At 30.9% G+C, this 25,902-nt stretch carries 21 protein-coding genes; 4 read left to right on the top strand and 17 right to left on the bottom strand.

All coding sequences use genetic code 11. The features are described 5' to 3' along the window. Positions 1-255 precede the first annotated feature (255 nt). Entirely contained in the window at positions 256-1,539 is a 1,284-nt protein-coding gene (locus J3U20_RS05645; protein ID WP_105297990.1) for a citrate synthase, read from the top strand. A 98-nt stretch (positions 1,540-1,637) separates the two neighbouring features. Then, positions 1,638-2,906 (top strand): DUF2851 family protein, encoded by a 1,269-nt coding sequence (locus J3U20_RS05640; protein WP_160541976.1) that lies wholly within the window; start codon positions 1,638-1,640, stop codon positions 2,904-2,906. Between the two features lie 121 nt (positions 2,907-3,027). Here the strand turns inward: J3U20_RS05640 and J3U20_RS05635 are convergent, their stop codons facing one another. The 10 genes from J3U20_RS05635 to J3U20_RS05590 all read right to left on the bottom strand — a co-directional run bounded on the left by J3U20_RS05635 (position 3,028) and on the right by J3U20_RS05590 (position 15,428). Further along, positions 3,028-3,696, bottom strand: a complete 669-nt coding sequence (locus J3U20_RS05635) for a rhomboid family intramembrane serine protease (protein ID WP_160541975.1) — start codon at positions 3,694-3,696, stop codon at positions 3,028-3,030. Between the two features lies 1 nt (position 3,697). After that, positions 3,698-4,741 (bottom strand): NAD(P)/FAD-dependent oxidoreductase, encoded by a 1,044-nt coding sequence (locus J3U20_RS05630; protein ID WP_160541974.1) that lies wholly within the window; start codon positions 4,739-4,741, stop codon positions 3,698-3,700. A 105-nt stretch (positions 4,742-4,846) separates the two neighbouring features. Then, entirely contained in the window at positions 4,847-5,782 is a 936-nt protein-coding gene (gldN, locus tag J3U20_RS05625) for a gliding motility protein GldN (protein ID WP_160541973.1), read from the bottom strand. Between the two features lie 28 nt (positions 5,783-5,810). Beyond that, positions 5,811-7,337, bottom strand: coding sequence for a gliding motility protein GldM (gene gldM, locus J3U20_RS05620; RefSeq protein ID WP_160541972.1), 1,527 nt, complete (start codon positions 7,335-7,337; stop codon positions 5,811-5,813). Between the two features lie 32 nt (positions 7,338-7,369). Further along, complete coding sequence (gene gldL, locus J3U20_RS05615; protein WP_160541971.1) at positions 7,370-8,053, bottom strand: gliding motility protein GldL; 684 nt, start codon at positions 8,051-8,053, stop codon at positions 7,370-7,372. Between the two features lie 53 nt (positions 8,054-8,106). Next, on the bottom strand, positions 8,107-9,519 hold the full coding sequence (gene gldK, locus J3U20_RS05610; RefSeq protein WP_160541970.1) for a gliding motility lipoprotein GldK: 1,413 nt from the start codon (positions 9,517-9,519) through the stop codon (positions 8,107-8,109). 107 nt (positions 9,520-9,626) lie between these two features. Next, a complete protein-coding gene (locus J3U20_RS05605) occupies positions 9,627-10,745 on the bottom strand; it encodes a hypothetical protein (RefSeq protein ID WP_160541969.1) in 1,119 nt (372 codons plus the stop codon). Continuing rightward, positions 10,746-13,070, bottom strand: a complete 2,325-nt coding sequence (topA, locus tag J3U20_RS05600; protein WP_160541968.1) for a type I DNA topoisomerase — start codon at positions 13,068-13,070, stop codon at positions 10,746-10,748. 471 nt (positions 13,071-13,541) lie between these two features. Further along, the gene (locus J3U20_RS05595; RefSeq protein ID WP_160541967.1) at positions 13,542-14,861 is read right to left on the bottom strand and encodes an aspartate kinase; all 1,320 of its coding nucleotides are present in this window, start codon (positions 14,859-14,861) and stop codon (positions 13,542-13,544) included. A 282-nt stretch (positions 14,862-15,143) separates the two neighbouring features. After that, the gene (locus tag J3U20_RS05590) at positions 15,144-15,428 is read right to left on the bottom strand and encodes a hypothetical protein (RefSeq protein ID WP_160541966.1); all 285 of its coding nucleotides are present in this window, start codon (positions 15,426-15,428) and stop codon (positions 15,144-15,146) included. A gap of 295 nt (positions 15,429-15,723) precedes the next feature. On the opposite strand from J3U20_RS05590, the gene dnaE reads away from it, so the two are divergent. Continuing rightward, complete coding sequence (dnaE, locus tag J3U20_RS05585; protein ID WP_160541965.1) at positions 15,724-20,094, top strand: DNA polymerase III subunit alpha; 4,371 nt, start codon at positions 15,724-15,726, stop codon at positions 20,092-20,094. Between the two features lie 48 nt (positions 20,095-20,142). Here the strand turns inward: dnaE and J3U20_RS05580 are convergent, their stop codons facing one another. Then, positions 20,143-20,832, bottom strand: a complete 690-nt coding sequence (locus J3U20_RS05580) for a family 16 glycoside hydrolase (RefSeq protein ID WP_221410874.1) — start codon at positions 20,830-20,832, stop codon at positions 20,143-20,145. A 48-nt stretch (positions 20,833-20,880) separates the two neighbouring features. After that, entirely contained in the window at positions 20,881-21,528 is a 648-nt protein-coding gene (locus J3U20_RS05575; protein ID WP_160541964.1) for an NADPH-dependent F420 reductase, read from the bottom strand. A gap of 208 nt (positions 21,529-21,736) precedes the next feature. Between J3U20_RS05575 and J3U20_RS05570 the strand changes: the two genes are divergently transcribed. Then, on the top strand, positions 21,737-22,093 hold the full coding sequence (locus tag J3U20_RS05570; protein ID WP_160541963.1) for a winged helix-turn-helix transcriptional regulator: 357 nt from the start codon (positions 21,737-21,739) through the stop codon (positions 22,091-22,093). Between the two features lie 16 nt (positions 22,094-22,109). Here J3U20_RS05570 and J3U20_RS05565 read toward each other — a convergent pair whose 3' ends face one another. The 5 genes from J3U20_RS05565 to J3U20_RS05545 all read right to left on the bottom strand — a co-directional run bounded on the left by J3U20_RS05565 (position 22,110) and on the right by J3U20_RS05545 (position 25,881). Further along, positions 22,110-23,120 (bottom strand): FUSC family protein, encoded by a 1,011-nt coding sequence (locus J3U20_RS05565; RefSeq protein WP_160541962.1) that lies wholly within the window; start codon positions 23,118-23,120, stop codon positions 22,110-22,112. A gap of 80 nt (positions 23,121-23,200) precedes the next feature. After that, the gene (locus J3U20_RS05560; protein ID WP_160541961.1) at positions 23,201-23,809 is read right to left on the bottom strand and encodes a CDP-alcohol phosphatidyltransferase family protein; all 609 of its coding nucleotides are present in this window, start codon (positions 23,807-23,809) and stop codon (positions 23,201-23,203) included. Between the two features lie 50 nt (positions 23,810-23,859). Beyond that, the gene (locus J3U20_RS05555; RefSeq protein WP_160541960.1) at positions 23,860-24,741 is read right to left on the bottom strand and encodes a DMT family transporter; all 882 of its coding nucleotides are present in this window, start codon (positions 24,739-24,741) and stop codon (positions 23,860-23,862) included. Positions 24,742-25,046: 305 nt separating this feature from the next. Then, entirely contained in the window at positions 25,047-25,340 is a 294-nt protein-coding gene (locus tag J3U20_RS05550) for a Dabb family protein (RefSeq protein ID WP_160541959.1), read from the bottom strand. A gap of 52 nt (positions 25,341-25,392) precedes the next feature. After that, a complete protein-coding gene (locus J3U20_RS05545) occupies positions 25,393-25,881 on the bottom strand; it encodes a GNAT family N-acetyltransferase (protein WP_160541958.1) in 489 nt (162 codons plus the stop codon). Positions 25,882-25,902: the final 21 nt, after the last annotated feature.

Here is a 25,902-nt window from a genome sequence, read left to right as displayed (position 1 = left end):
TTATCTCCATTAAAAATTATTGACTTATATGGGAAGAATAAGAATTTTTTGGGATTTCCTCCCCTATTTGATAAGTACACTTATCCATACATCCAAAAAATTATAAAAATACTCGATATTTATTTTAACTTTTTCTTCTAATTTACTGTTTTTGAATGTTTTTTTTCAATATTTCTTTTATAATTTTTTTTCTACTAATTTTAATTTCATATATTCAAAGCATAAAACAACTAATAAAATAAGAAAGAACATAATATGTCAGACACAGTAAAATTATCCTATGAAGGCAAAGAATATGAATATCCCATTGTTGAGAGTGTTATTGGCGACAGAGGCATAAATATATCCAAATTACGAGATGAAACCGGACTAATTACTTTAGATGTCGGCTTCAAAAATACAGGTTCAACTAAAAGTAAAATTACATATCTTGATGGAGATTTAGGTCAATTATATTATCGAGGATATCCCATTGAACAAATTGCTAAAAAATCAACCTTCACCGAGGTTATGTATTTATTGTTAGAAGGAGAACTACCTACTCTGGAACAATTAAACAGATTTGAGGCAGATATAAAAAAGAATAGTTTGGTAAGTGAAGAAATGAAACAAATTTTAAAAGCATTTCCTCGTTCTGCTCATCCAATGGGTGTTTTATCTACCCTTACCAGTTCCTTAACTGCTTTCAATCCTCATGCTGTTAATGTTAAATCTGAAAGAGATCTATATAACGCATATACCTTATTATTGGGTAAATTTCCTGTATTATGCGCTTGGACATACCGATTAAAATTAGGGTTACCTTTGAATTATTCTAACAATAGACTGGATTATCCTCACAACTTTTATCAAATGATGTTCAGAATGCCAACTGAGGATCTAGAAATTGATGAAGTAGTTGTTGATGCCATCAACAAATTGCTTATACTTCATGCTGATCATGAACAAAATTGCTCTGCGTCGACTGTCCGAATGGTAGGTTCAGCTCAGACCGGACTATTTGCTTCAATATCTGCAGGAGTTTCAGCCCTTTGGGGACCTTTACACGGAGGAGCTAATCAAGCAGTAATCGAAATGCTCGAAATGATTAAAAATGACGGTGGTGATCTTCAAAAATGGATCGATAAAGCAAAATCAAAAGATGATAGTTTCCGTCTTATGGGATTTGGACATCGGGTATACAGAAATTTTGATCCTAGAGCTAAGGTAATAAAAAAGGTGGCAGACGATGTATTCAATAGATTAGGTGTTGAAGATGAAACCCTTGAAATTGCTAAGAAATTAGAAGAGGTAGCTTTAAATGATCCTTATTTTATTGAGAAAAAGCTTTATCCTAATGTCGATTTTTATTCCGGAATTATCTACAGAGCTCTAGGCATTCCTACAGAGATGTTTACAATTATGTTTGCTTTAGGCAGATTGCCCGGGTGGATTGCTCAATGGAAAGAAATGAGAATGAATAATGAGCCTATTAACAGGCCAAGACAAATATATATCGGTAGCCCTAAAAGAGATTATATCGATATAGATAAAAGATAAAAATATCAATTCATTGTAGAAAAAGTTTTAGTAATTAGCTAAAACTTTTTTTATTTTCATTAAATTTATCTTATTAATTACTTGAATAAGACTAAATTATGAGAGAAAAATTACTGCATTATATTTGGCAATTTAAAAAATTTAATACTTTAGATCTATATACTAATGATGGCAAAAAAGTTGAAATAATTCAAGCGGGAACTTATAATACGAATGAAGGCCCGGATTTTATTTTTGCTAAGTTAAAAATAGATGATATTGAATGGAACGGTAATGTTGAAATTCATGTAAAATCATCGGATTGGTTTAAGCATAAACATGATCTCAATAATTATTACAAAAATATAATTCTTCACGTTGTATACGAAATTGATGATAATAACAATAAAATCCGAAATTTATCTTTTCCTGTTCTTGAATTGAAATCCTATATTTCCAATGAGATTTATAATAATTATGAATTTTTGGATCATCAAACATTCAAATTTATCCCTTGCGAAAATTTAATTGACAACTCATTAATTTGTGATATTTTTTCTTTCTCAGAAAATTTATACTTGGACAAATTAAAAAATAAATGTGAACGTATCTATGAAATTTTGAAAAGAAAAAAGAATGATTGGGAAGCCACCCTAACTACTGTTTTAGGGTACACATTAGGTCTCAAAATAAATGCTTATGCATTTGAATATATATTTTTATATTTAGATTATGGGATTATTAGAAAAATTTCTAAAAATCTTTTTCAAACCGAATCTTTATTATTTGGAACAACTCATAAACTGGAAAATAGCGTTGATACGTATCCTCAAGATTTATATAAAGAATTTAAATTTTTGCAATCAAAATTTAACCTACCGGAAAAAATTACTGACGTAAAATATTTGAGATTAAGGCCTTCAAATTTTCCTACCATTAGATTATCCCAACTTGCAAACATTATCTCTACTTATCAAAATTTATTTTCTTATATCATAGGTATCAAATCTGTAAATCAGTATTATCGGCTATTAGATGATGTCAAAGCATCCGGCTATTGGAATGATCATTATGTTTTTGATAAAAAAACATCATCAACCTTTGAAAAAAAATTATCTAATTCACAAAAAGATTTGCTAATTCTAAATGCATTTCTTCCCATAAAATATGCTTATTCTTTAAGTATCGGAAAACCTATGGAAGAAGAAATTTTTGAAATACTTTCTGAAATTAAAGCTGAAAATAATGCGATTATAAAAAGTTATAATCAATTAGGTATTAAAATTAATTCTGCTTTAGACTCTCAAGCATTTCTATATTTATATAAAAATAAATGTTTAAAAAAACAATGTTTAAGCTGTAAAATAGGATATAAGATTTTAAAGTAAATAAGTAATTGTTTGTATGATCATTTTTAACCAATTAAGTTATATCTTAAATTTTAATTATAATACAATCACTATTACTTAAAATAAAAATCATTTATAAATTATAGTTGATTAAAAGTGCTTATTCTTTGCGTTTATTAACAATTAAGTAAATTAAATATGCGATAGGAATTAGCATTAATAATAAATAAATGGGTCTAAAATTAGTAAAAGGATAATAGGGATATTCACTAACAAATAAGAGTCCGCAAAGAATACCAAAAAGAGCTCCTCCTAAATGAGCATCATGTCCAATATTACCCAATTGAGTCTTCATCCCATATAAAGAATAGGTTAAATAAACAACACCAAAAATCCATCCCGGAATAGAAAATGGTAAAGGAAAAATTCCTATTGAAATTTCTGAATTTATAATAATTGTAGCAAATAAGATCCCGGATACACCGCCCGAAGCTCCTATTGCACTATATTGTGGATTATTTTTATGCATCCATAATGCCAATAAATTACCGCTAATAATGGATCCGAAGTATGTTATCAGAAAAAACAGATTTCCATAATTTAGTAAAAAGACTGAAAAAAAATAAAAGGTATACATATTGAAAAACAAATGAGCGATATCTCCGTGTAAAAATGCTGAAGTAATCATCCTTTCCCATTGTTTTCCTTTTAAAATAGCATCGATATTAAACTTATAACGGTTAAAAAAATTCTGATCTTTAAATCCTTTAAAACTAAGTACGCTGGTAATTATAATAATACCTATTACAATAATATTTGAATTTTCCATTTTATAAATTAAATCTATTAATATTTACTTCTGACATTAATTTTTTTCCATTTTCCATATAATCAAATAACTCTTCTGCCATAATAGGGGCTAACATAACTCCCCTACTGCCCAAACCATTAAATATAAACATATTTTTATGTTCAGAATGCTCTCCTAATAAGGGTCGACGATCAACAACTGTAGGTCGTATTCCTGCAAATTTTTTAATAATTTTATAATCAATAGTTAAAAATTTATTCAAATTATTAATTAGTTCGCTCTGTCCTTCTTCAGATATTTCATCATTTACTTCACGATAATGATAAGTAGCTCCTATATAATAATAGTCTTTTTCCATAGGCATAATAAAAACCTTAGCTTTTACGATATCAGTAAGGCCTAATCCATTGGCATGAATTACCATGGTTTCCCCTTTGACACCTTCCATAGGAAGATAGCTAAAAAAAGGGTTATACTTTAAAGCATAACCATCACAAAATACGACTTTTTTAGCTTTGATTCCTTTATATTCATAATGATTTATCTCATTAGTTAATTGATTAAAATCAAATATATCGTCAATTATCCTATTTTCATTAAGTAAAAATTTTCTAAATTCCCTTAAAAGTTCTCTAACAAATATCTTCCCTGCCTTATAAACTCTTCCCATTCCAAATTTTGCTATAATATTTGGATTGATCGAATCATAAATTTCAGGATCTAAAAAAGGTTTTAAATTTTCATTCCTTACAGACTTTTTTTTCCAAGTTTTAACTTCGTCCTCATTTGCAAAAATTCTGTATAAATTTGAATTATAAACTAGTTTTACCTGTAATAAATCTTCAAATTCTGTAAATTCTTTACGTAATTTATCAATTTCAATTTCTGCGTTCCAAACAGGCGTAAATCGTTTTAACACCACGGGATTATACATTCCCGATGAAACAAATGAAGCCGAATTGGAAACTATATCTATTATTTTAAATGATTTGTTTTCTTTATATAATTTATGAGCCAAACAGGAACCTGCCAATCCTTGACCTATAATAAGATAATCTAGCATACTTTTTATATTATCGGAAGTAGTATTTTTTATTTGTAAAGTTAAAAAAAAAGTCCTGAATCAATTTGTGTGATTCAGGACTGTATTTTATTAAAATTCATTTAATTAATAATTCCACATATTGTTTTCTTTCTGTAGAATTTCATTTTTAATTCTATTACTTTCTTCAAGCTGAGATTTTGCATCTCCGGGTATATAATTTGATATCAACCCGTCACCATATTCAGATTGTGATTTATAAATAATGGAACTGAATCGTCTTGCGTTAAGTACATCATCATAGGTAATTGATGAAGATCCGTTTTTAGGATTATACACTGTACAACTGGATAAAACCTCTCTGGCTCCAGGATAAAATATCCAAAATAAGTCGATCAACTCTTCATCTCCTTGATATCCAAGCATAGCAGCTTCTGAAAGCCCCATGACTTGAGGATCCGGTCCCATAGGTGCAATTCCCAACAAACGATATTTCATTTGACCTAATCGTTTATCTATATACCACATTCCTTTAATCTTAATTAATTTCACGCTACGTGTATCCGTTTTAAAATGATCTACTCCTTCAACCAAATCTTGAGCAGTAATTTCTTCCCCGGAAGCTCTTTTATCTTGAAGCCACTCGGATTCTCTTATTGCTTGGATTTTATTTTGAAGATTTTCGGGTGAAATTCTTGATGTAAAGTTATCATCATCATAAACTTCTGTTATATTACCTGAATCAATACCCTTAAAAAGAGCATCGTATAGGGAGACATAAGTAGCTGAAACATCCTCATAAGAATAGTAATAAGGTTGATTTAATTTTTCATTTAAATCTATAATCTCCCATACTACTTTAGACCATAAAATATCTTTATCTTCAATATACCCATAAGGTAAGACAGTCGGAGCTGTAGAAATTGTATCTGTTCCATTTACAATATCATATCTCTCTTCTCTCATTTCTCTTAATTCAACAGGGGACTTTGCATTTAAGATATTTTGTGCAAATGCTCCTGAACTTATTAAGACTGTTAAGCTAAGTAATAAAGATTTCATGTTAAAAATAGTATTATTAATTTCTTTTTTATTGAACATTTATAAGAATAGGTGAAATACTTTGTTGAGATATTCCGGATGCTGTAGCAGAAATATCAAATATTAATACTTGATCACCTGATTTTAATCCTTTTAAATAATCTGCAGCCGGTCTTAGCGAATTTCCGGAATAAGGTCTTGCTGCAGCTCCCGGTCTCTTCAATTTAAATCCGGTAACATTAAAGGTAACAGGGAATTCAAAATCCGGTATAGCTGCTGATACTGTTTGATTAGATACGGAGCTAGGCGGCATACTTACTACATTCGCACCTCGTATGGTACCTTGCGCTTTTGGTACATTCTTAATTCTAAATGCAACAGTTGTAGAAACAGTTTTTCCAGAAGAAGTTTTTCCAGAAATGGTAAAGTTTGTAGTTGTTCCTGAACCTGCTTTATATATCCAACCTTTTCCTGATCTTGAAAGACTACCGTTTGAAGTAATCATACTGATAGTAGATGCATCAACTCCTGTAACCGATCCGCTCATAGGGTTATCTACACCTCTATAAACTACATTCATCTTATCTGCTACTACAGTTCCTCCGGTTGGTAAATCCTTAACAACATCTTGTACAACTTCGTATGTTTCATCGAACGATTCTGTTTTAATACCATTTGCTGTTTGGTATGAGATATTACCTGATAAACGTTGTTTTCCTACTCCGGAAGCAACCATATTAACTATAGCTTTTCCTTCAGATAAAGGAATATTTCGTCCGTTCAAAGTTATAGATCCTTTTAATGTGTTATCGTATGCACCGAAACCAATTGTAACATTAAATTTCTCTCCTGCTCTAACAAATTTTGGTGCAGAAACAATTGGAACAAAGGCTTTCAATTCGATTTCATCTTGCAGTTTGTTAGCTAATAAATCTCTAACTCTGTTCCCTTCTTCAGTTCTAATATTTGATTGTAATCTTGTTAAGTTAGTTAGAGCTGAAATCATAGGTTGATCATAAAATTGATTAACAATCCACGGTTTATTTTGTTTATCTGTAAAATCAAACAATTGATCAATCCTTTTCTTTGCATTCTCATTCGCTCCTTGCAAAATAAATTGGGTAAATGTTTTAACCTTTGCAATCATATCTTGCACATCTTTTGTAGCTGTGTTATCATTTGCAAAGAATACTTTATTAACTACATCTGTATTTTGAAGTGAATTGTAATTAGTTTCTTCACCTGCTGAAGGAGGAGTATATTCTGCAGCTGTCGCTAAACGATTTTTTACTTCTTCAATCGCATCTACAGCTGTCTGTGCTTGTCTTTTAACTTCATCTGATTTTTTTGCTATCTCTACATACCCTTCATTTCCATCGGCTTTTTTAGCATCGATTTGTTCATAAAAGGTCTTATTGTTTTCATCCGTTAATTTTGTGGATAATTGTAAAGATTCATTTATACCTTCGAAAGAACGTAAAACCTCTCTGTCTACATTCATTGCCAACATAGCAATAAACACTAAATACATTAGGTTTATCATCTTCTGGCGTGGTGTCTGTTTTCCTGCTGCCATTTTTACTTATTTAATTTTTAAATTTAAAATTATTAAGCTTTCATGGCATTAAGCATACCACCATATACCTTATTTAAGTTGTTTAGATTTGCTGTTAATTCAGCCAATTGTTTTTGGAATGTATGAGAATACTCTCCTGCTTTGGATAAATCATCCACAAATTTTTGATTTGCTTCTGAATATTTTTTACCATTGTCTAATTGCAATTGGTATAAAGCATTTAAATTTTCTAAATGAGAGGAAGCTATACTTAATTGGTTTTTATATTTTTCTGTAACAGAACTAGCTTCTACGGTTTTGTTAATTCCTTCAACAGCTTGTCCAAAGTTTTCTATACCACCTCGTAATCTTTCCAACAATCCTGCATCTAATTTAGCTTGAGAAAGCATTTGGTCTAATTTAGTTGACAAAGATATTTCAGCTTCTTGTATGGATGAGTCCTGTATTTGAGATTTTGATTTTCTCTGTGCTGATGAACCGTCTAATAATTCCGGATATGCTTTTTCCCATTCATATTCAGCAGGAGGTGGATCAAACGCAAATACCACAAATATAAAAGCTTCAACAATTAAACCTATTGCTAATATGGTACTACCGGTTATAGGACCTAATCCCCAGTGATTAATTTTAAATAAAGCACCAATGATAACTACTGCTGCACCTAAAGAGTACACCATATTTAACACTTTATCCTTTGATTTCGTTTGATTTGCCATTTTTCTAAATTTTCTAAATTATTATCTATGTATTATTTAATTATCAGTACTAATTATCTTACCGGAGCATGTTTTTTAACAGCCGGATATTTACCCTTAGACCCTTCCGGTATAGTTTGAACACGTCTAAAACCAATAAAACTTCTTGCTGAATCTTTATGTTCCCAATCTCTTTCACTCACCATTAGCATGTAACCTATGTCTTTCCACGATCCTCCTTTTATAACTTTTCGAGGGTCTTCAATTCTATTTCCTAAATAAGGATTTAAGGTGGATGATATTATATAAGAACTATTATTATATGCGGAAACAGTCCATTCAGAAACATTACCGGCCATATCATATAATCCAAACCCGTTTTTACGGAAAGATTTAACTGGGGCTGTGTATAAATAACCATTTTCATTTTCCATGTAATCCCCTCTTTTAGGTTTAAAATTGGCTAAATAGCAACCTCTATCATCTATTAGATAAGGTCCTCCCCATGGATAAGGAGCATTTTCTAAACCTCCTCGTGCAGCATATTCCCATTCAACTTCTGAAGGTAATCTATACGGAAATACTTTATCTATTTTTCTTTTTCGGCTTTGGTTATAATCGTTTTTGGATTTTGTACTATAGGCACAAAAAGCTCTTGCTTGATCCCAGGTTACCCCTACTACAGGATATTTAGAATAAGCTTTATGCCAAAAATACTGTTCAAATAAAGGCTCATTAAAAGAATAATTAAAATCTCTCAGCCATACAGTCGTATCCGGATAAATAGCTATTTCTTCTCTTCTAAGAAAATCTTTACCTCTACCTTTATTTTTAACTGCCTCCAGTTGATCAATCCATGTGAATTGGTAAATTAATTTTCTAGCATCTATAACTCTTTCATTGTTGAATCTTTCTTCCGGCGGGTAATATAATGATTCTAATACTTCTGCATAAGCAACATCAGGGTATCTGGAAGTATTCCATTCTAAAGGCACCGACCAATCTAACTTTTTAGATTCGTCATATCCTTCTCTCCCCCCCTGTTCTTCCAACATTTGCTGATATGCAGTCTGTTCTTTTTCTGATTTTTTGTTTAAATAAGAATATCTTCCTATTCCTTCACCTCCTTCTTCTCCTCCTCTTTCTGCTAATAGGGAACGAACAATGGAATCTTTAACATAGTTTACAAATACTCTATATTCAGCATTGGTTACTTCAGTATCATCCATATAAAATGCTGATACGGTAACAGTAGTTAAAGGGGCTTTTGTGTTTGTTCCGGTGAAATCCATGTCAGATTGCCCTAAAACAAAAGCTCCACCTGGAATAGGAACCATACCATACGGTTTTTTGTTATTCCATTGCTGACTCTTTTGCGTAACTACAATCTCTCCTTGTGATCCCGGTTTTCCTGCTCTTCCTTTTTTGGATGAATTACAAGAAATTATTGTTGACGTTGCCAATAAGAGTAATAATACTTTTCTCATTATAACCAAAGTTTCTTTTAAAAATTGTAAAACTACTATTTTTTTATTTTATTTAAAAATTTTTTTATTCTTCTATTTAAATCAGCGTTAATTTTATCTGTGGCCGTTTATAAAAACTTTTTGAAAGTTTTCCAATATCGCTCGGGAACATTTCCTTCTAAAGCTTCTTTGTAATCATTTAATGAACAAGGAACTAAGAAAGGAAGATTTTCATTGTCCTCAAAATCGATAGCCAACCACCACCTATCGACATATTTATCTTTTAAAAAGACCAACTCTTTATCTTCATGTAAGACAGTATATTTTATGTATTCATCATTTTCATAATATTCTTGCTGATTTTTACCTTCTATCAGATACCACAAAATTTGAGAAACTAATTTTTCATTCATTTTATTGTATGAATATCCTAAAAAATTATAGATCCCTATTATTTTTACCTGTTTAGACAAACCTATATACCTTGATAAACCACAAATTTCACGATTGGTGAATCCGTTTACCGTACTTCCGGTTGAGAGAGTCCCGTCATAAGACTCTACAGAGTCCAAATTGATCCCTACAAAATCAGAGCTTCTGAATATAGGCTCTGAATCTTTTATATTTGTTGTTATATTTCCTAAACGTAAGCCTTCAAAATCTAAAGTGTTAAATTTTTTTAATGTTGATTGAGGTACGTAGTAACTTTGATATCCTATATTGGTAAAATTGAAAAGTAAATTAAAATCTTCAACTATCATCTTGGAAAGATAATTTTTATCCGTTAGCTTTCCTTCTGTATTTCCAATTTCAATTTTCGTATCAACTGCGGTATAATTTAAAGGCTTTTTTAGTATAGAAAGTGCTTTATAGGCGGTATAATTCAGTCCCATATTTCCACCTAAGATTATGGGTTGTACCTTCATTTCCAATAATTCTTCCAATACTTTTTTGAGAGCAAAATCTGTATCCTCCCATTCATTTCCAGGAATTATATCTCCCAAATCATACAACTTTAAATTCCAATCATTCCATACTAATTGATAGAATTCTTCACGGATCAACCTTAAATTGGAAAACTCTTTTTTATGGCCGGTACCTCTTAAATCGGGACAACCAATAATTACAACACTATTCTCTTCAAGTTTTTTATCCCAGTAAAATTGTATCTTGCTTCCTACTGAATCCGGTTGTGCATATATTAAGGATTCATCTACCGGATGCAAAAAATCTCGCAATGCTTCCACTTATTTCTTTTTTGATTTGGTTTTGGATTTAGGCTTGGTTTTACTACCTGATTCCGAGATTAATTTTTTGACATCTTCGAGAGTTAATTTATCGGCTTCCGTGTCTTTAGGGATTTTATAATTTTCTTTTCCTTGTTTAATATAAGGCCCCCATCTTCCATTTAAAATTTCAATAATTGGATCTTCTGATTCAAATGCTTTAATAAATTTATTTCTGTCTGCTTCCCTTTTCGCTTCTATTAATTCGATAGCTCTTTCTAAAGTAATGGTTGAAATTTCATCTCCTTCTTTAGGTTTCAAAGAAAAAAACTTGCTGTTATGTTTTACATAAGGACCAAATCTTCCTGTATTTACTTCAACTTTTTTATCTTCATAATCTCCTAAATACTTAGGCAATTCAAATAATTTAAGCGCTTCTTCTAAAGTTATTGAATTTATGTGTTGCCCTTTCATTAAACCGGCGAATTTTGGCTTTTCTTCATCTTCGGTTTCACCCATTTGAATCATTGGACCGAATCTCCCTATGCGAGCGTAAATATTTTTACCGCTTATAGGATCTTGTCCTAATAATCTTTCTCCTGTAGCTCTTTCTGCCGTTTCTTTTACTTCTTCTACATGGGGGTGAAAATCATCATAAAAACCGGTCAACATTTCTTTCCAGTTTTCATTTCCTCCGGCTATATTGTCAAAGTCTTCTTCAACCTTTGCTGTGAAGCCATAATCTAATATGGTTGGAAAATGTTCCGTTAAAAATTCATTTACAACTAATCCTATATCTGTCGGCATTAATTTTCTTCGATCCGCTCCATAATTTTCAATTTCAACACTTTCTTTTATAGTATCATCTTTTAAAAGAATCTTCTTTACCTCCCTTTGTTTGGGATCTAAATCTCTGATTTCCACATATTGTCTTTTTTGAATTGTAGAAATAGTAGGAGCATATGTGGAAGGACGCCCGATTCCTAATTCTTCTAATTTCCTTACTAAAGAGGCTTCATTATATCTAGCTGCCGGCCTACTGAATTTTTCTTCGCCAATAATTTGAGATAGTTGTACTTCTTCTCCTTTTTCTACGACAGGTAAGAGTCCTTCATTATTGTCTTCATCGGCTGAATCTTCTTCTTTTTGAATTTGGTATACTTTTAAAAATCCATCAAAGACAATAACTTCTCCTTTTGTTACGAACTTCTCTTTTAATTCCGGATTTGATATATCGACAATTGTTCTTTCTAATTTAGCATCGGCCATTTGTGAGGCCAAAGTTCTTCTCCAAATTAAATGATATAGTTTCTTTTGTGAATCATCTGCCCCTGCTTCTTGTACGGATAAATTGGTTGGACGAATTGCTTCGTGAGCTTCTTGAGCAGACTTATTTTTTGTGGTATATTGTCGTGTATTTAAATATTCTTTTCCATATTGTCCAATAATTACATCTTTTGCAGAATTCAACGCTTCTTCTGATAAATTGACGCTATCGGTTCTCATGTAGGTAATGTACCCCGATTCGTAGAGTTGTTGAGCTAACATCATTGTTCTACTAACTGAAAATCCTAATTTGGCAGCTTCTTGTTGTAAAGTAGAAGTAGTGAAAGGGGCTGATGGACTTCTTTTACTTGGACGAGTCTCAACATTGGATATAGTGAATGTTTTCCCTTGGGCTCTTTGTATAAAATCTAATGCCTTAGAATAGTCTTGAAAATCAGTATTTAATTTACTTTTTAATAAATTATGAGATTTATTGTAAAAATCTGCTTCAACTTTATACGTAGGAACCGGAATAAATTTTTCAATTTCCTTTTCTCTTTCACAGATCAAACGTACAGCCACAGATTGCACTCTTCCTGCAGATAATCCGGCTTTTATTTTAGACCAAAGAATAGGTGACATTTCAAATCCTACCAATCGGTCCAACACTCTTCGGGCCTGTTGTGCATTAACCAGATTAATATCTATATTTCTAGGGTTTTGAATGGCTTTTTGTATGGCATTTTTGGTTATTTCATGAAAAACAATTCTTTTAGTATTTTCTGATTTAAGTTGTAATTCATTAAATAAATGCCAAGCAATAGCTTCCCCTTCACGATCTTCATCGGAAGCCAACCATACAGTATCTGCTTTTTTTGCTAATGATTTTAGTTTTTTAACGACTTCTTTTTTATCTGAGGAGACTTGATATATGGGCTCTAGAGTTTTCATATCTATACCCATGTCTTTTTTTGCCAAATCAGTTATATGACCATAACTAGATTCAACTTCAAAGTCATTTCCTAAAAATTTTTTTATTGTTTTGGCCTTTGCGGGCGATTCAACAATTACCAAATTCATGCTAAGATTTTTTTGCGAAATTAGAAATTTTTTATCAATATTATAGTTCAACTTTGATTTTTTATTTTCTAATAAACAAATTTATCCAGATATAAATAATTAATACTCATAGCATTGTATTTTTCTTACAGTACCGTAACCGTAAAATTCATTTCCTTTATTTTATTTCATCTGTTCAAGTTTATTTAATGTTTTTTTAGGATAAATTTTATATTACTTGCACTTATTTTTAGTTGGTATTTTTAAAGTAACAATTAGTAGTGATAGATTCTAATATTGAAAAAATATAATTATCTTACATGTTATCTATTTTCAAAAATCAATTAGAATCATTACATCGATAAAATTGCATTTACAATTTAGATTTACAGCATAATTACGATATAAAAAATACCTTTAAGTAATTAACTTAAAGGTAATTTGAGTAATGATATATTTATTATTTAAATTTAACTAAATTATCTTATATTTTTAATATCCAAAAAGAGTTGTATTCAAAGCTTGTAATGCTTCTTTTTTACTTTTGCTGTCAATTACTACAGATATATTATGCTCACTTCCTCCATAAGATATCATATGCAGAGGAATATTTTTAAGAGCTTCCAAAATTTTAACAGCATAACCTGATTCATTTTTTGCAATATTTCCTACGATGGCAATAATGGTTTGATCTTTTTCATATTCTACATTGGCTATTTCTCTTAATTCCTTTAATATATATTCTAAATTAGAAGGATTGTCAATGGTTAATGATACAGCAACCTCTGAAGTGGTAATCATATCTATAGAGGTTTTATATTTATCGAATATTTCAAAAATTGTCTTTAGAAATCCATACGCCAATAGCATTCTACCACTTTTTATGGTTATGGCGTAAATACCGTCCTTTGCTGCTACGGCACGAATTCCTTCCGGAGTATTAATATTTCCTATTAAAGTACCTTTAGCTTCGGGTTGCATTGTATTTTTCAAAGCTACGGGTATTCCTCTTTTCTGTGCAGGTAGAATACAGGTTGGATGTAAAATCTTTGCTCCGAAATAGGCTAATTCTGCAGCTTCATCAAAACTTAGTTCATTTATGGGATGAGTTTTATTAACAAATCTAGGATCGTTATTATGCATCCCGTCGATATCGGTCCATATTTGTATTTCTTCAGCATCAATTACAGCGCCAATTATACAAGCTGTATAATCACTTCCCCCTCTTTGCAAATTGTCTATGTCTCCTTGAGCATTTTTACAAATATATCCTTGAGTAATAAAAAAATCTATATCAGGATACTTTTTAATTTCTTCTTTAATACGTTCTTCTATATAAGGAAAATCCGGTTCACCGTCTTTGTTTATTCTCATAAATTCTAACGCCGGAAGTAATATCGTTTTTTCTCCGATTTCACTCATGTAAAAATGGAACATATGAGTGCTCAAAAGTTCACCTTGAGCCAAAATTATTTTTTCTTCCTTGGAAGTAAATATAGGTAAATCCAAGAATGATGCTATATAATTGAAATAATCATCCAAAAGTTCGTTCCCTTTCTTGGCAATGGTTTCATTCTTGTACAGATCTTTTATTTCCTTTCTGTATTTATCTTCTAGAGATTGTATTAATTCTTTCGCCTTAGAAGTATTTTTTTCATAAAGAGCTTGGGATATTTCTACTAAGGCATTAGTTGTTCCACTCATAGCAGACAAAACAACAATCTTCGGTTTTTTACCTTTAGTTAATTCAGCTAAATTTTTTATACGTTCTGCACTTCCTACGCTTGTGCCTCCAAATTTTAATACTAACATTTTTATCCTATTATAGAAGAGATACAAAAATACATATTTTATGGTTTATCAACTATTTTTATATTAAAAACATTAGTAATTTTTTATCATGAATTTAAAACAAATAATAGGTTTTTAAACTAGATTTCAATTTCAGTTCTAATTAAATTAATTTATTAAAAATCTTTCTTATTTTTATAGCCGAAATACTAATTTCTAAATCAAAAAATGATTTTTTTAAATAAAAAAAGAAGCTTAATTGATAAGCTTCTTGCACAAATTTATATAAGTTAAAAACTTAATCTATTCTTTTTTAGATGCATCTCTAATTTTTCGTTTAGCATCTGTGGTTAAATCCTCTACCTTATCTCCTATTTTATCACCCCAATCTTCTGCCTTATTGGATATTTTACTAAAAAAATTAGATACTGAATCTTTAAAATGTTCGTATTTCCCTTTAAAGAATTTTTCCCAATCAACATGTAAATCTTCTTTATCCATATATTCTTTTATTACATTTAAAGATTTCACCGCTTGATCTTCACTGAGACCTACTTCTTTTTGAAGTTTTTCAATAATATTTTCCATACACTATGTTTTTTTATTGTTTTAGTAAAATAAAAAATCAAAAATTAGACCTAATAAATGATTTGCTTATAAATATTTTATATGTAATACATGTAAAATTTCAGGCTGTTAAGTTATATTTTCATTCAGTTTAAATGGAAACCAATCTTTCTTTACCCTGTAATTTTTTTAATGTAAAAATTCACTCTATTTTATTCAATTCCAATATCTTTCAAAGTTATTTTTAAGAAATGAAATATTGAAGGAACTTAAGATTTAAAAGTTACATTCATAAAGAAATCCCTAACTTTGTATTATGAAATTCCTAGTTTTTGATACTGAAACCACAGGTCTTCCTGCCAATGCAAATGCACCTGTTTCCGATTCAGACAATTGGCCTAGAATGGTTCAAATTGCCTGGCAGTTACATGATGAAAATGGTGATTTAATTGAAAACTATGACTATATAATTAAACCCGAAGGATACGACATCCCTTTCAATGCTCAAAAAATTCACGGTATAAGTACCGAAAAAGCATTAGCGGAAGGTCATGATCTTAAAACCGTATTGGATCAATTTAATGCGGTACTGGCAGATAATCCGATTTTAGTCGGACAAAATATAGCATTCGACATCCCGATTGTTGGAGCTGAATTTTATCGAAAATCAATAGAAAACCATATTGCGGATCTTCCGTTAATAGATACAGCCCGTGAGGGAACTAATTTTTGTGCTTTGCCCGGAGGTATGGGAGGTGGATTTAAATTTCCTAAACTTTCCGAATTATATGAAAAATTATTTGGGCATGGTTTTGATGAGGCACACAATGCTGCGGCAGACGTTAATGCTACTGCTCAGGCATTTTGGGAGTTGGTTAGACGAAACCAAATAAGTGCAAATAAGCTGAATTTTACAGAAGAAGAATTAAGTGCTTTTGTTGAAACTCATCCTGAACCTTTTCAACCTTTTGATATTGTTATTCGTGAACAGGTCAAAGATTTTAATAAGCAACTAAAAGGGAAATCAGAAAGTACTAAAAAATCTGTAGATGAAATAAATTATTCATCTTTTTTCCACTTTCACAATCATTCGGTTTATTCAATACTTACTTCTACCAGTAAACATTCTGATTTAATAAAAAAAACCTTAGAATATAACATGCCCGCTTTAGGTGTAACGGATACGGGCAACTTGATGGGTGCATTTGCTTTTCTCAATGAAATAAAAAAAGCTAATGGATCTATTAAAGATCATAATGCTAAAATTTTAGAAGGCGATGGTTCTGAACCTTTAAAAAATGAGATTTTACCAATTATCGGTTGTGAACTGTATATATCTGAAACTTATTTACAAAATAAATTTACAAAAGATAATCCGGATCGTAGATATACTCAGATATTACTTGCTAAAAATCATGAAGGATTTAAAAATATTTCTAAATTATCAACTTTAGGATATAAACTAGGTTTGTATGCAGGCTATCCCAGAATTGGAAAAGAACTTATTGAACAATATAAAGAAAATTTAATTGCAACTACCGGAAGTTTATCTTCAGAAATTCCCAGTCTAATTTTAAATGTGGGAGAAAAGCAGGCAGAAGAGGCCTTTATCTATTGGCATGGATTATTTGGTGATGATTTTTATGTAGAGTTATTAAGACACCATTTAGATGAAGAGGAACACCTCAACAAAGTTTTAATAAAATTTGCCAAAAAATACGGAGTCAAGGTTTTAGCTCAAAACGATACATTTTATATTAGTAAAAAAGAAGCAGAAACCCAGGATATCCTTTTATGTATAAAAGACGGAGAAAAACAATCTACCCCTAAGGGCAGAGGTTTTGGAAGAAGATACGGTCTTCCTAATGATGAATATAATTTTAAATCTCAAACAGAAATGGCTCAATTGTTTGCAGATATACCGGAAGCAATTGAAAATTTTGAAGATTTTATCAAAAAATTTGAACCTTATCAATTAACCCGAGATGTTTTACTTCCTAAATTTGATATACCTGATGAATTTAAAGACCCTCAAGATGAAGTGGACGGAGGTAAGCGAGGAGAAAATGCCTACTTAGCATATCTAACTTGGGAAGGAGCTAAAAAAAGATATGGTGACCAATTATCCGAAGATACTAAAGATCGTTTACAATTTGAGTTGGAAACCATAGCCAAAACGGGATATCCCGGCTATTTTCTCATTGTACAGGATTTCACCTCACAAGCGCGTAAAATGGGTGTATCTGTTGGTCCGGGTCGAGGTTCTGCAGCCGGATCAGCCGTTGCTTATTGCATAGGGATTACTAATATAGATCCTATTAAATATGATTTACTTTTTGAGCGTTTCTTAAATCCGGATCGGGTATCCTTACCCGATATAGACATCGATTTTGACGATAGAGGACGTGAAAAAATCATTCAATGGGTGGTAGATAAATACGGAGAAAATCAGGTTGCTCAAATAATTACTTACGGTACGTTAGCCGGACGTTCCGCGATAAGGGATGCAGGAAGAGTGCTTGAATTGCCCTTAAGCGATACAGACCGCTTATCAAAAAACCTACCCTCTACCTTAAATTTAACCAAGCTAAAAAATAAAACAGAAAGTGAGTTAATTAAAGATTTCGGTAAAGAGGAGTCTGTTCCTGTGCTTCAACTAAAACAAAAATTTAATGAATATGACCTGGAAGGGCGGGTAATACAAAATGCTTACCAACTGGAAGGTAGCTTACGGAACACGGGAGTTCATGCGTGTGGAGTAATTATTACTCCGGAAGATATTACTAATTTAATACCGGTTGCCGTTGCTAAAGATTCCTCTTTGTTGGTATCCCAATTTGATAACTCCGTGGTAGAAAGTGCCGGATTGTTAAAAATGGATTTTCTAGGTTTACGTACCTTGACGATTATTGCCGATACCATTGAAATTATTAGAAAAAGGACCGGAGAAGTTTTAAATCCCGATGATTTTCCTTTGGATGATGATAAAACCTATGAGATATTCAAAAATGGAAATACAGTAGGTATCTTCCAATATGAGTCCCCCGGAATGCAAAAGCACCTCAAAGCATTGCAACCCGATAAGTTTGAGGACTTGATTGCCATGAATGCCTTGTATCGTCCCGGACCTTTACAATATATTCCGAACTTTATCAATCGTAAACATGGAAAGGAAGAAATATCTTACGATTTAGAAGATATGGAAGAGTATCTTGCGGATACTTACGGTATTACTGTTTATCAAGAACAAGTAATGCTTCTTTCTCAAAAATTAGCCGGATTTAGTAAAGGTGATGCGGACGTGCTTAGAAAAGCTATGGGTAAGAAGCAAATTCAAGTCTTAAATAAAATGGAAGCTCGTTTTCTCGAGGGAGCTATCGAAAGAGGTCATCCAGAAGATAAATTAAAAAAAATATGGGAAGACTGGAAAGCTTTTGCTCAATACGCTTTTAACAAATCTCACTCCACTTGTTATGCATTTATTGCCTTTCAAACCGCTTATTTAAAAGCTCATTTTCCTGCAGAATTTATGGCCGCATTGCTTAGCAATAACCTTAACAATCTTACCACTTTGAGTTTCTTTATGGAAGAATGTAAAAATATGGGATTGGAAGTGCTAGGACCTGATGTTAATGAAAGTGATTATGAATTCACTGTAAATGAAAAAGGTGCTATCCGTTTTGGAATGGGAGCTATTAAGGGAATCGGTGAAAATGCTGTTGAAGCTGTAGTAAGTGAAAGACAAACTAAGGGAAAATATAAAAATCTGTTTGAATTTTTTGAAAGGACAGATTTAAAAAATATAAATAAAAAAGTTCTGGAAAATTTAGTATTGGCAGGAGCTTTTGATGGACTAGCCAATAATAATCGTGCTCAATTTTTTAAAGAAGAAAATGGTACCAGCACTATTGAAAAGCTGGTAAGATACGGGATTGCCTATCAGGATAATAAGAATTCTGCTCAAAATTCTTTATTTGGAGACTTGGGGGATGAAGGATTTGATGTTATGAAACCGGTAATTCCTGAAACGGAAGAATGGAGTACCATGTATAAATTGGGCAGAGAAAAAGAAGTAGTAGGTATCTATATATCCGCTCATCCAATGGATAATTACAAATACGAAATTGCGTTGATTAAACCTGTTGATATTTCCGAAATTAATGAAAATAAAGAAAATTATATTAATAAGGAAGTGTATATCGCCGGTATGATCTCACGTTTTGAGCACAAGGAAATAAACGATGGCAGAACAAGAATCGCCTATTTTGATTTGGAAGATAAAACAGGTACTATTTCTCTTAAGCTTAAAAAGAATTATCTGGATTTGCAAAAATATCTTATTCCTAATTTATTTGTTTTAGTAAAAATCACGGTAGGAATGATTAAAGATAACGGCTTTGTATATATAAATGTGCTAAATATCGAAGAACTTAGCGATGTAATCGGAAAACATGCTAAAAAATTAACCATTAAGATAAACTTGGAAAATTTAGATGAAAATACCATTACTACTTTAAACAAAGTATGTGATGAAAATGCAGGTTCAAAAGATATACACTTTGAAATTATCGATAAAAAGAACAATGTATATTTAGAATCACAATCAATGAACCGAAGAGTAAATATAAATAAACAAATTTTAGATGTATTAAGAAACGATCTGTATTTAGATTTCAGGTTGAATTAATAAAAATTCCGACTCTATTTTAAAGTCGGAATTTTATTTTAGGTTTTATTATTGTAGATAAACCTTCAGATCTTTAAAATATCCTTCAGTGCCTACATCAACAAAGAGTCCGATAGCTCCTGTCGCATTTCCTCCTAATTTTAAATCATTTACGATGAGTGAGGGTTGTTTATTATCATTTATATATAATTGAGCTTTTTGCCCTTGAACTTCAATTCTTAATTGTATCCATTCGTTTAGTGCCATATCTGCATAGGACTCGTATTTATTTTGAAATTCATTTCTCAATCGTTGATACTTATAATTCGGATAAGAAAAATATTGTATGGTCCTGTTTCTATGTTCTTGATTCTCGGATCTTCCGTTTAAAGGGCGAACATATATACTTTCAAACTTAGAGTTTGAATCATTTATATGAAAGGCTATACCAATAAAACCTCGGGCAAAATTCGGAGCATCATCCAAAATTCGACTTAACACTTTTACTTCTATGATCCCATTGGCAAAATTTACATTATTGATTCGTACATAAGTAGGTTCATCAAATTTCTTGATTGATGGATCCTTAATGACTCTTACTACTTTATCGCCATCCATTTTTTCAAATGTCATAAATGTATTTATCGCTTTCAAATGAGTCTCCGTTAAATCTATAACTTTTTGTGCTTTTATTTCAGAAATGTTTATAATCACAACAAAAAGTAGAAAATATGCATTTTTTATAATATTTATTTTCATCGATTTTCAATTTACTTGATTTATATATGTTTTATTACATGATAAAATTTAATCTATATACTTAAAAGTTGAATTCCATTTATTATATAAAATACCTTGAGCTACATATAATTGTCCCATATACTCTAATGCTCGTGAAGATTCTAGTTTACCTGCATAATAGGTATTCCAACCTAAAGATTTAATTATTGTAGAAATTGTATTTTTAACCTCTTCATTATTTCCGGCAATAAATGCGGTACCGTTTTCTTTCAGTGAGGGCTGATACATAAGATGCGCACCTATGGTATTCATTCCTTTAACAACATGCGATAATGGCAAAAGCTTTTGTACACTTTCTGACAGAGATTCTTCGGGAGATGAAATTAATTTTATTACTCCATTAGTCGGAGCTTCCGATGAAAATGCATTTGTAATATCCCAAAGTATTTTACCTTCAAAATTTTTAATTCCAATATCCTTTATGGTTTCTATAAGCGCAAATCCGGGAATTGAAAGAAGTATAATTTCACTTAATGCTACAGCCTCTTGGTAGGAAACAATGGATAGGGTTTTATTAACTTGTTTTAGTTTTTCTATATTTTCACTTCCTTTTTCGAAATTTCTTGAACCAACTACCACATTATACTTTTCATTAATTAATCCGTTAATTAACGCTTGTGCAACATTTCCTGTTCCTAGTATTGATATTTTCATTTTTATATATTTTTAAATAAATTTATGATTCGAATTTAGCCCGAACAACTTATGTTCACAAGCAGGATCGTAACGAACCGCTAAAGTTAGAATTATTGATTATCAGCTAATTATATGTTTAATTTTAACATTTATTTAACTATAAATTATTACTTTATTATTTATAGTTGTACTCTATTGGAGAGTAATATGTATATTTGATAGAAAAATGAAAGCTCATAAACTCGATTTAAAATATCCCATCTGTCCCATAAGAAATATATTAAGCCGATTTAGCGATAAATGGTCTTTATTACTATTAGCTATTTTATATTCCGGCAAAACGATGCGTTACGGAGAAATAAAAAATGAACTTCCTGATATTTCTCAAAAGATGCTTACCAACACGCTTAAAAATTTGGAAAAATATAACTTAATTAAAAGAAAAGCCTATGCTGAAATCCCGCCTAGGGTTGAATATAGTCTTACGGAAACAGGTATCAGTTTAATGCCTTCCATTCAGATGATGATCACTTGGGCTGAAAATCATTTTGAAGAAGTTTTAAAAAATAATAAAAACCACTAATTCTAAAAGATCATTATTAGTTTTTACTTTTTAAAAATCGAATATGCAATAAACTTAAACTCATAATTAATATGGCAGATACTCCTCCAATCGAGGTGGCAATTAATCTGTCCATAGCTATTTCATTACCCGATGACCCATTAATTGCAAACATTAATACGGTTGTAATGGTTAAAAAGGTTGACAAAATTGCATATCTGTGGTTAGCAAATACATAGCATACATATAAAGATATCAGAATTTCCAATGCCATGATATATCTTGATGGAAACCACCATATTAAAAATGTAGCTATGACAATGCCCAGAAGTGTACCCATCAACCTTATACTTGCTTTTTTCAGGGTATCAATAAAATCAGGTTTCAAAATAACTAAGGCAGTCATAACAGCCCAGTAATAATATTTGATATCGAAAACAGTAATGAAGAAAAAGCAAACTAATATGGTTAATGCGGTATAGATGATGGTCATATGGAAGCGTATTTTTTTATCAATATCTTCATATATGTTTTTAAAAATGATCAGAAGCTCCTCAGGATTACTTATATTTCTTTCAAATGATGATTTCTCAATGAGAAAAATAATACAAATTGATTGAAATAAACCTCCTGCAAGAATTAAAACACCTCTATGCAGAGCGGCATAGATATCTCCCACATAATAGCCTCCTACAAAAAATGCAATAGACCATTGTAAAACAATCCACCAAGCATTTTGATCGATAGTTCCCACACAGGTTGCTAAACAGGCTAATAATACACAACAGACTATATACCAAAAATAGAAATGTCCTATTAATGATCCCAATGCAGCACATATACTCATTCCTAGAACGGCTATGATCATGGGCGCGAAAGGATATTTTAATATTTTTTTATTTGCTCCATATCCCGCCGTCACAGCACCTCCTGCAGCTATACTTGCAAAAATGATATTATTGAAGATAAATCCGAAACTATAGATTATTAATATACCCGGTAAGGAATATAGCGCTATAATTAGGTCTTTTTTGTAATCTTTCAACATTTAAAATTAAAATTTTAAATTTTTTAAAATAAGTTGTTTCCGATTGGTATGAACTATTTTATTTAAACTTTCTAAAGTATTTAATTAGTAACTGAACCCAAAGTACTCTTCTTTAAATTAATTTTTTTTCTAATTAAATAAGCATGAAAAAAACTCGGTACGTCATGCATCCAATGAGGTAATAGTATAAGTATAAGTAAAACATCTACATAGGAAATATATCCCACAATTATAGTCAGATATGAAAAGAATCCACCGTAATTAAAACCCAGTATTGATATAAGTGCTAAAAATAACGTTATTCCCCAAAATTTTGAAGAATACGCATGGGTACTTGCTTCTTTTCCGAATCGCAATAAACTAATTAGCGCACTTATTCCTTCTAATATTACTAAACCTACAATAAATATCAAATTGGCTTCTATGATCCCAGGTCGAACTATTCCTGTTGATATTGCAAGAGATAGCCAAAATATAATATCTATAAAACTATCCATTCTTCTTAAATTTTCAGTTGCTACCTGATACTTTCTGGCAATAATTCCATCCAATATATCGGAAATCAACCCCAGGCATAGTATTAAAACAAGCATGTGAACACATGCTTCTCCATAGTGACAAGATAAAATAATGCTTAGGGGAGCTAGTAAGAGTCTGAATATCATAAGAATTTTAGGGACAGTACGCATATGTCTAATATTAATCTTATGTAAACTCAAAAATAATGCAAATGCTAACTTTATTGATTTTGGATCTTTTTATTTTTAGATTTTAAATAACCGTTAAAACAGATGGCAGCAATCATGACAGCTGTTGAAATATAAAATACAGGACTCATTTTTTCTGAATCTTTCCAAATTAAAAAGGCTATTAAAATAGCATATACAGGCTCTAGGTTTATGGAAAGCATAAGTGTAAAAGGCGTAATGTGTTTCATCAGCTTCATGGTCATAACTAAAGGAAAACTAGTTAAAAGTCCGCCCAACACTAAAAGCCATAGGATATCCCAAGCATTTATGGTAGCTATGGCTTCCCAATCATTGAACAAAAACATAAAAACCGTCAAGGTTACAAAAGCTCCTGCCATTTCATAGAAAGTTATTATTTCTGGACTTTCTTTTGAATGCATTATTCCGTTTACTACAGAAAACAAGGCCGACAAAAATGCACATCCGATACCAAGTAGTATACCTTTCCAATAACTCATTTCTGTATTAAAGATAAAAAGTATACATATTATAATAACTAAACTTAAAATTATTTCAGAAATTTTGATTTTTCGTTTGAAAAAAAAGGGCTCTAAAAAAGCCACAAATAAAGTTCCTGTTGATAGGGTTGAAGTGGCAATAGAAATGTTGGATATTTTAATGGATCCATAAAACAATGACCAATGAGTACCTACAATTACTCCACACCCCAAAAGTTGGGATATCAGCTTTTTGGAAATTTTAAAATTTTTTCCTTTTGAAAAATATAAATAACAAAATAAAATAAAAGCTGCAACCAAGGTCCTACCCCATACCAAAGGTATAGCATTAAGAGAGATAAGCTTACCAATTACACCGGTAAATCCCCAAATAAATACGATAATATGCAATTGAACTATTGCCGGTAATTTCATAAATAATTAATTTGTTAAATAGTGGATGCAAATTTAATCATCTTTGTTTAAATTTTAAAAAAAAGAGTCATTTAATAAATAATTTGTAATTTTTACGGATAAATACTCTAAAAAATTACATTATTCGCATTTTACCATCCATCTTTTAACCCATAAATAGATCGTATTAAAGGCAATAATCGGATATTTTAGTTAGTAATTGAGGTTAGATTGGTAGTATGAGTTTATATTATCCATAAAGCAAGAATAAAAAAAGGATGTATAGTGTAATTAAACATCCTTTATACTAAACGATTACTATTTAATTATATTTCGTAATCGATAGCTACTCTTTGATCAACCACTGTTTTTATAAACTCCACCACTCTAAGATGTTCCGGATGGTTTGCATACAGAGTGAGATCTTCAAAATTTTTAAATCGGGAATCTAACAGTATATCAAAATTTGACTTTGGAGCAATCTCCATATTGGTATTTACTTGGATATATTGTAATTCCTTAATTCGATCTTTTAAGGCTTCTAAATCATTTTTTATTTTTAAAACGTTATTTTTTTTATCGCTTTCTTTAAGCTTCCACATTACAATATGATGTATCATTTTTATTATTATTTAAATTATTTTGAATTTTTTTATATAGATTTTAATTTATTCAATCCAATAGTAATTGCCAAAATTCAACATCTATCAATTGATTAAATTTTTTTCCTGATTCTTTAAAATTTCCTATCAGATTAAATCCTGTTTTCCAATGCAATTTTCTACTGGGCTCATTCGGTAAAGATATTACTCCTATAATGGAATGTATATCTATCTTTTTTGATTCTTCAATCAGGGCTGTAAGCAATTCATTACCTATTCCTTGATGGGTTTGATTATAATCCAGGTAAATACTGTTTTCTAATGTTATATCATAAGCCGAACGTTCTCGCCAAGTATTCAAATATGCATATCCTAGTATGATTCCTTCTTTTTCATATACTATATAAGGATAGCCTTTTGCCGATATTTTTTGAATTCTGTTTTCTATCTCCCGAGCACTAACTTTTTTTTCTTCAAAGGTAATGACCGTATTTTCTATATAATAATTATAAATTTCAGCTATTCTTAATGCATCGGATAGTTGAACATTTCTTATCATAATTTATTATTATTTTCTTTG

Origin of the sequence: Apibacter sp. B3919 (assembly GCF_026537405.1) — a bacterium.
Taxonomy (GTDB): domain Bacteria; phylum Bacteroidota; class Bacteroidia; order Flavobacteriales; family Weeksellaceae; genus Apibacter.
This window is presented reverse-complemented; position numbering and strand designations above follow the sequence as displayed.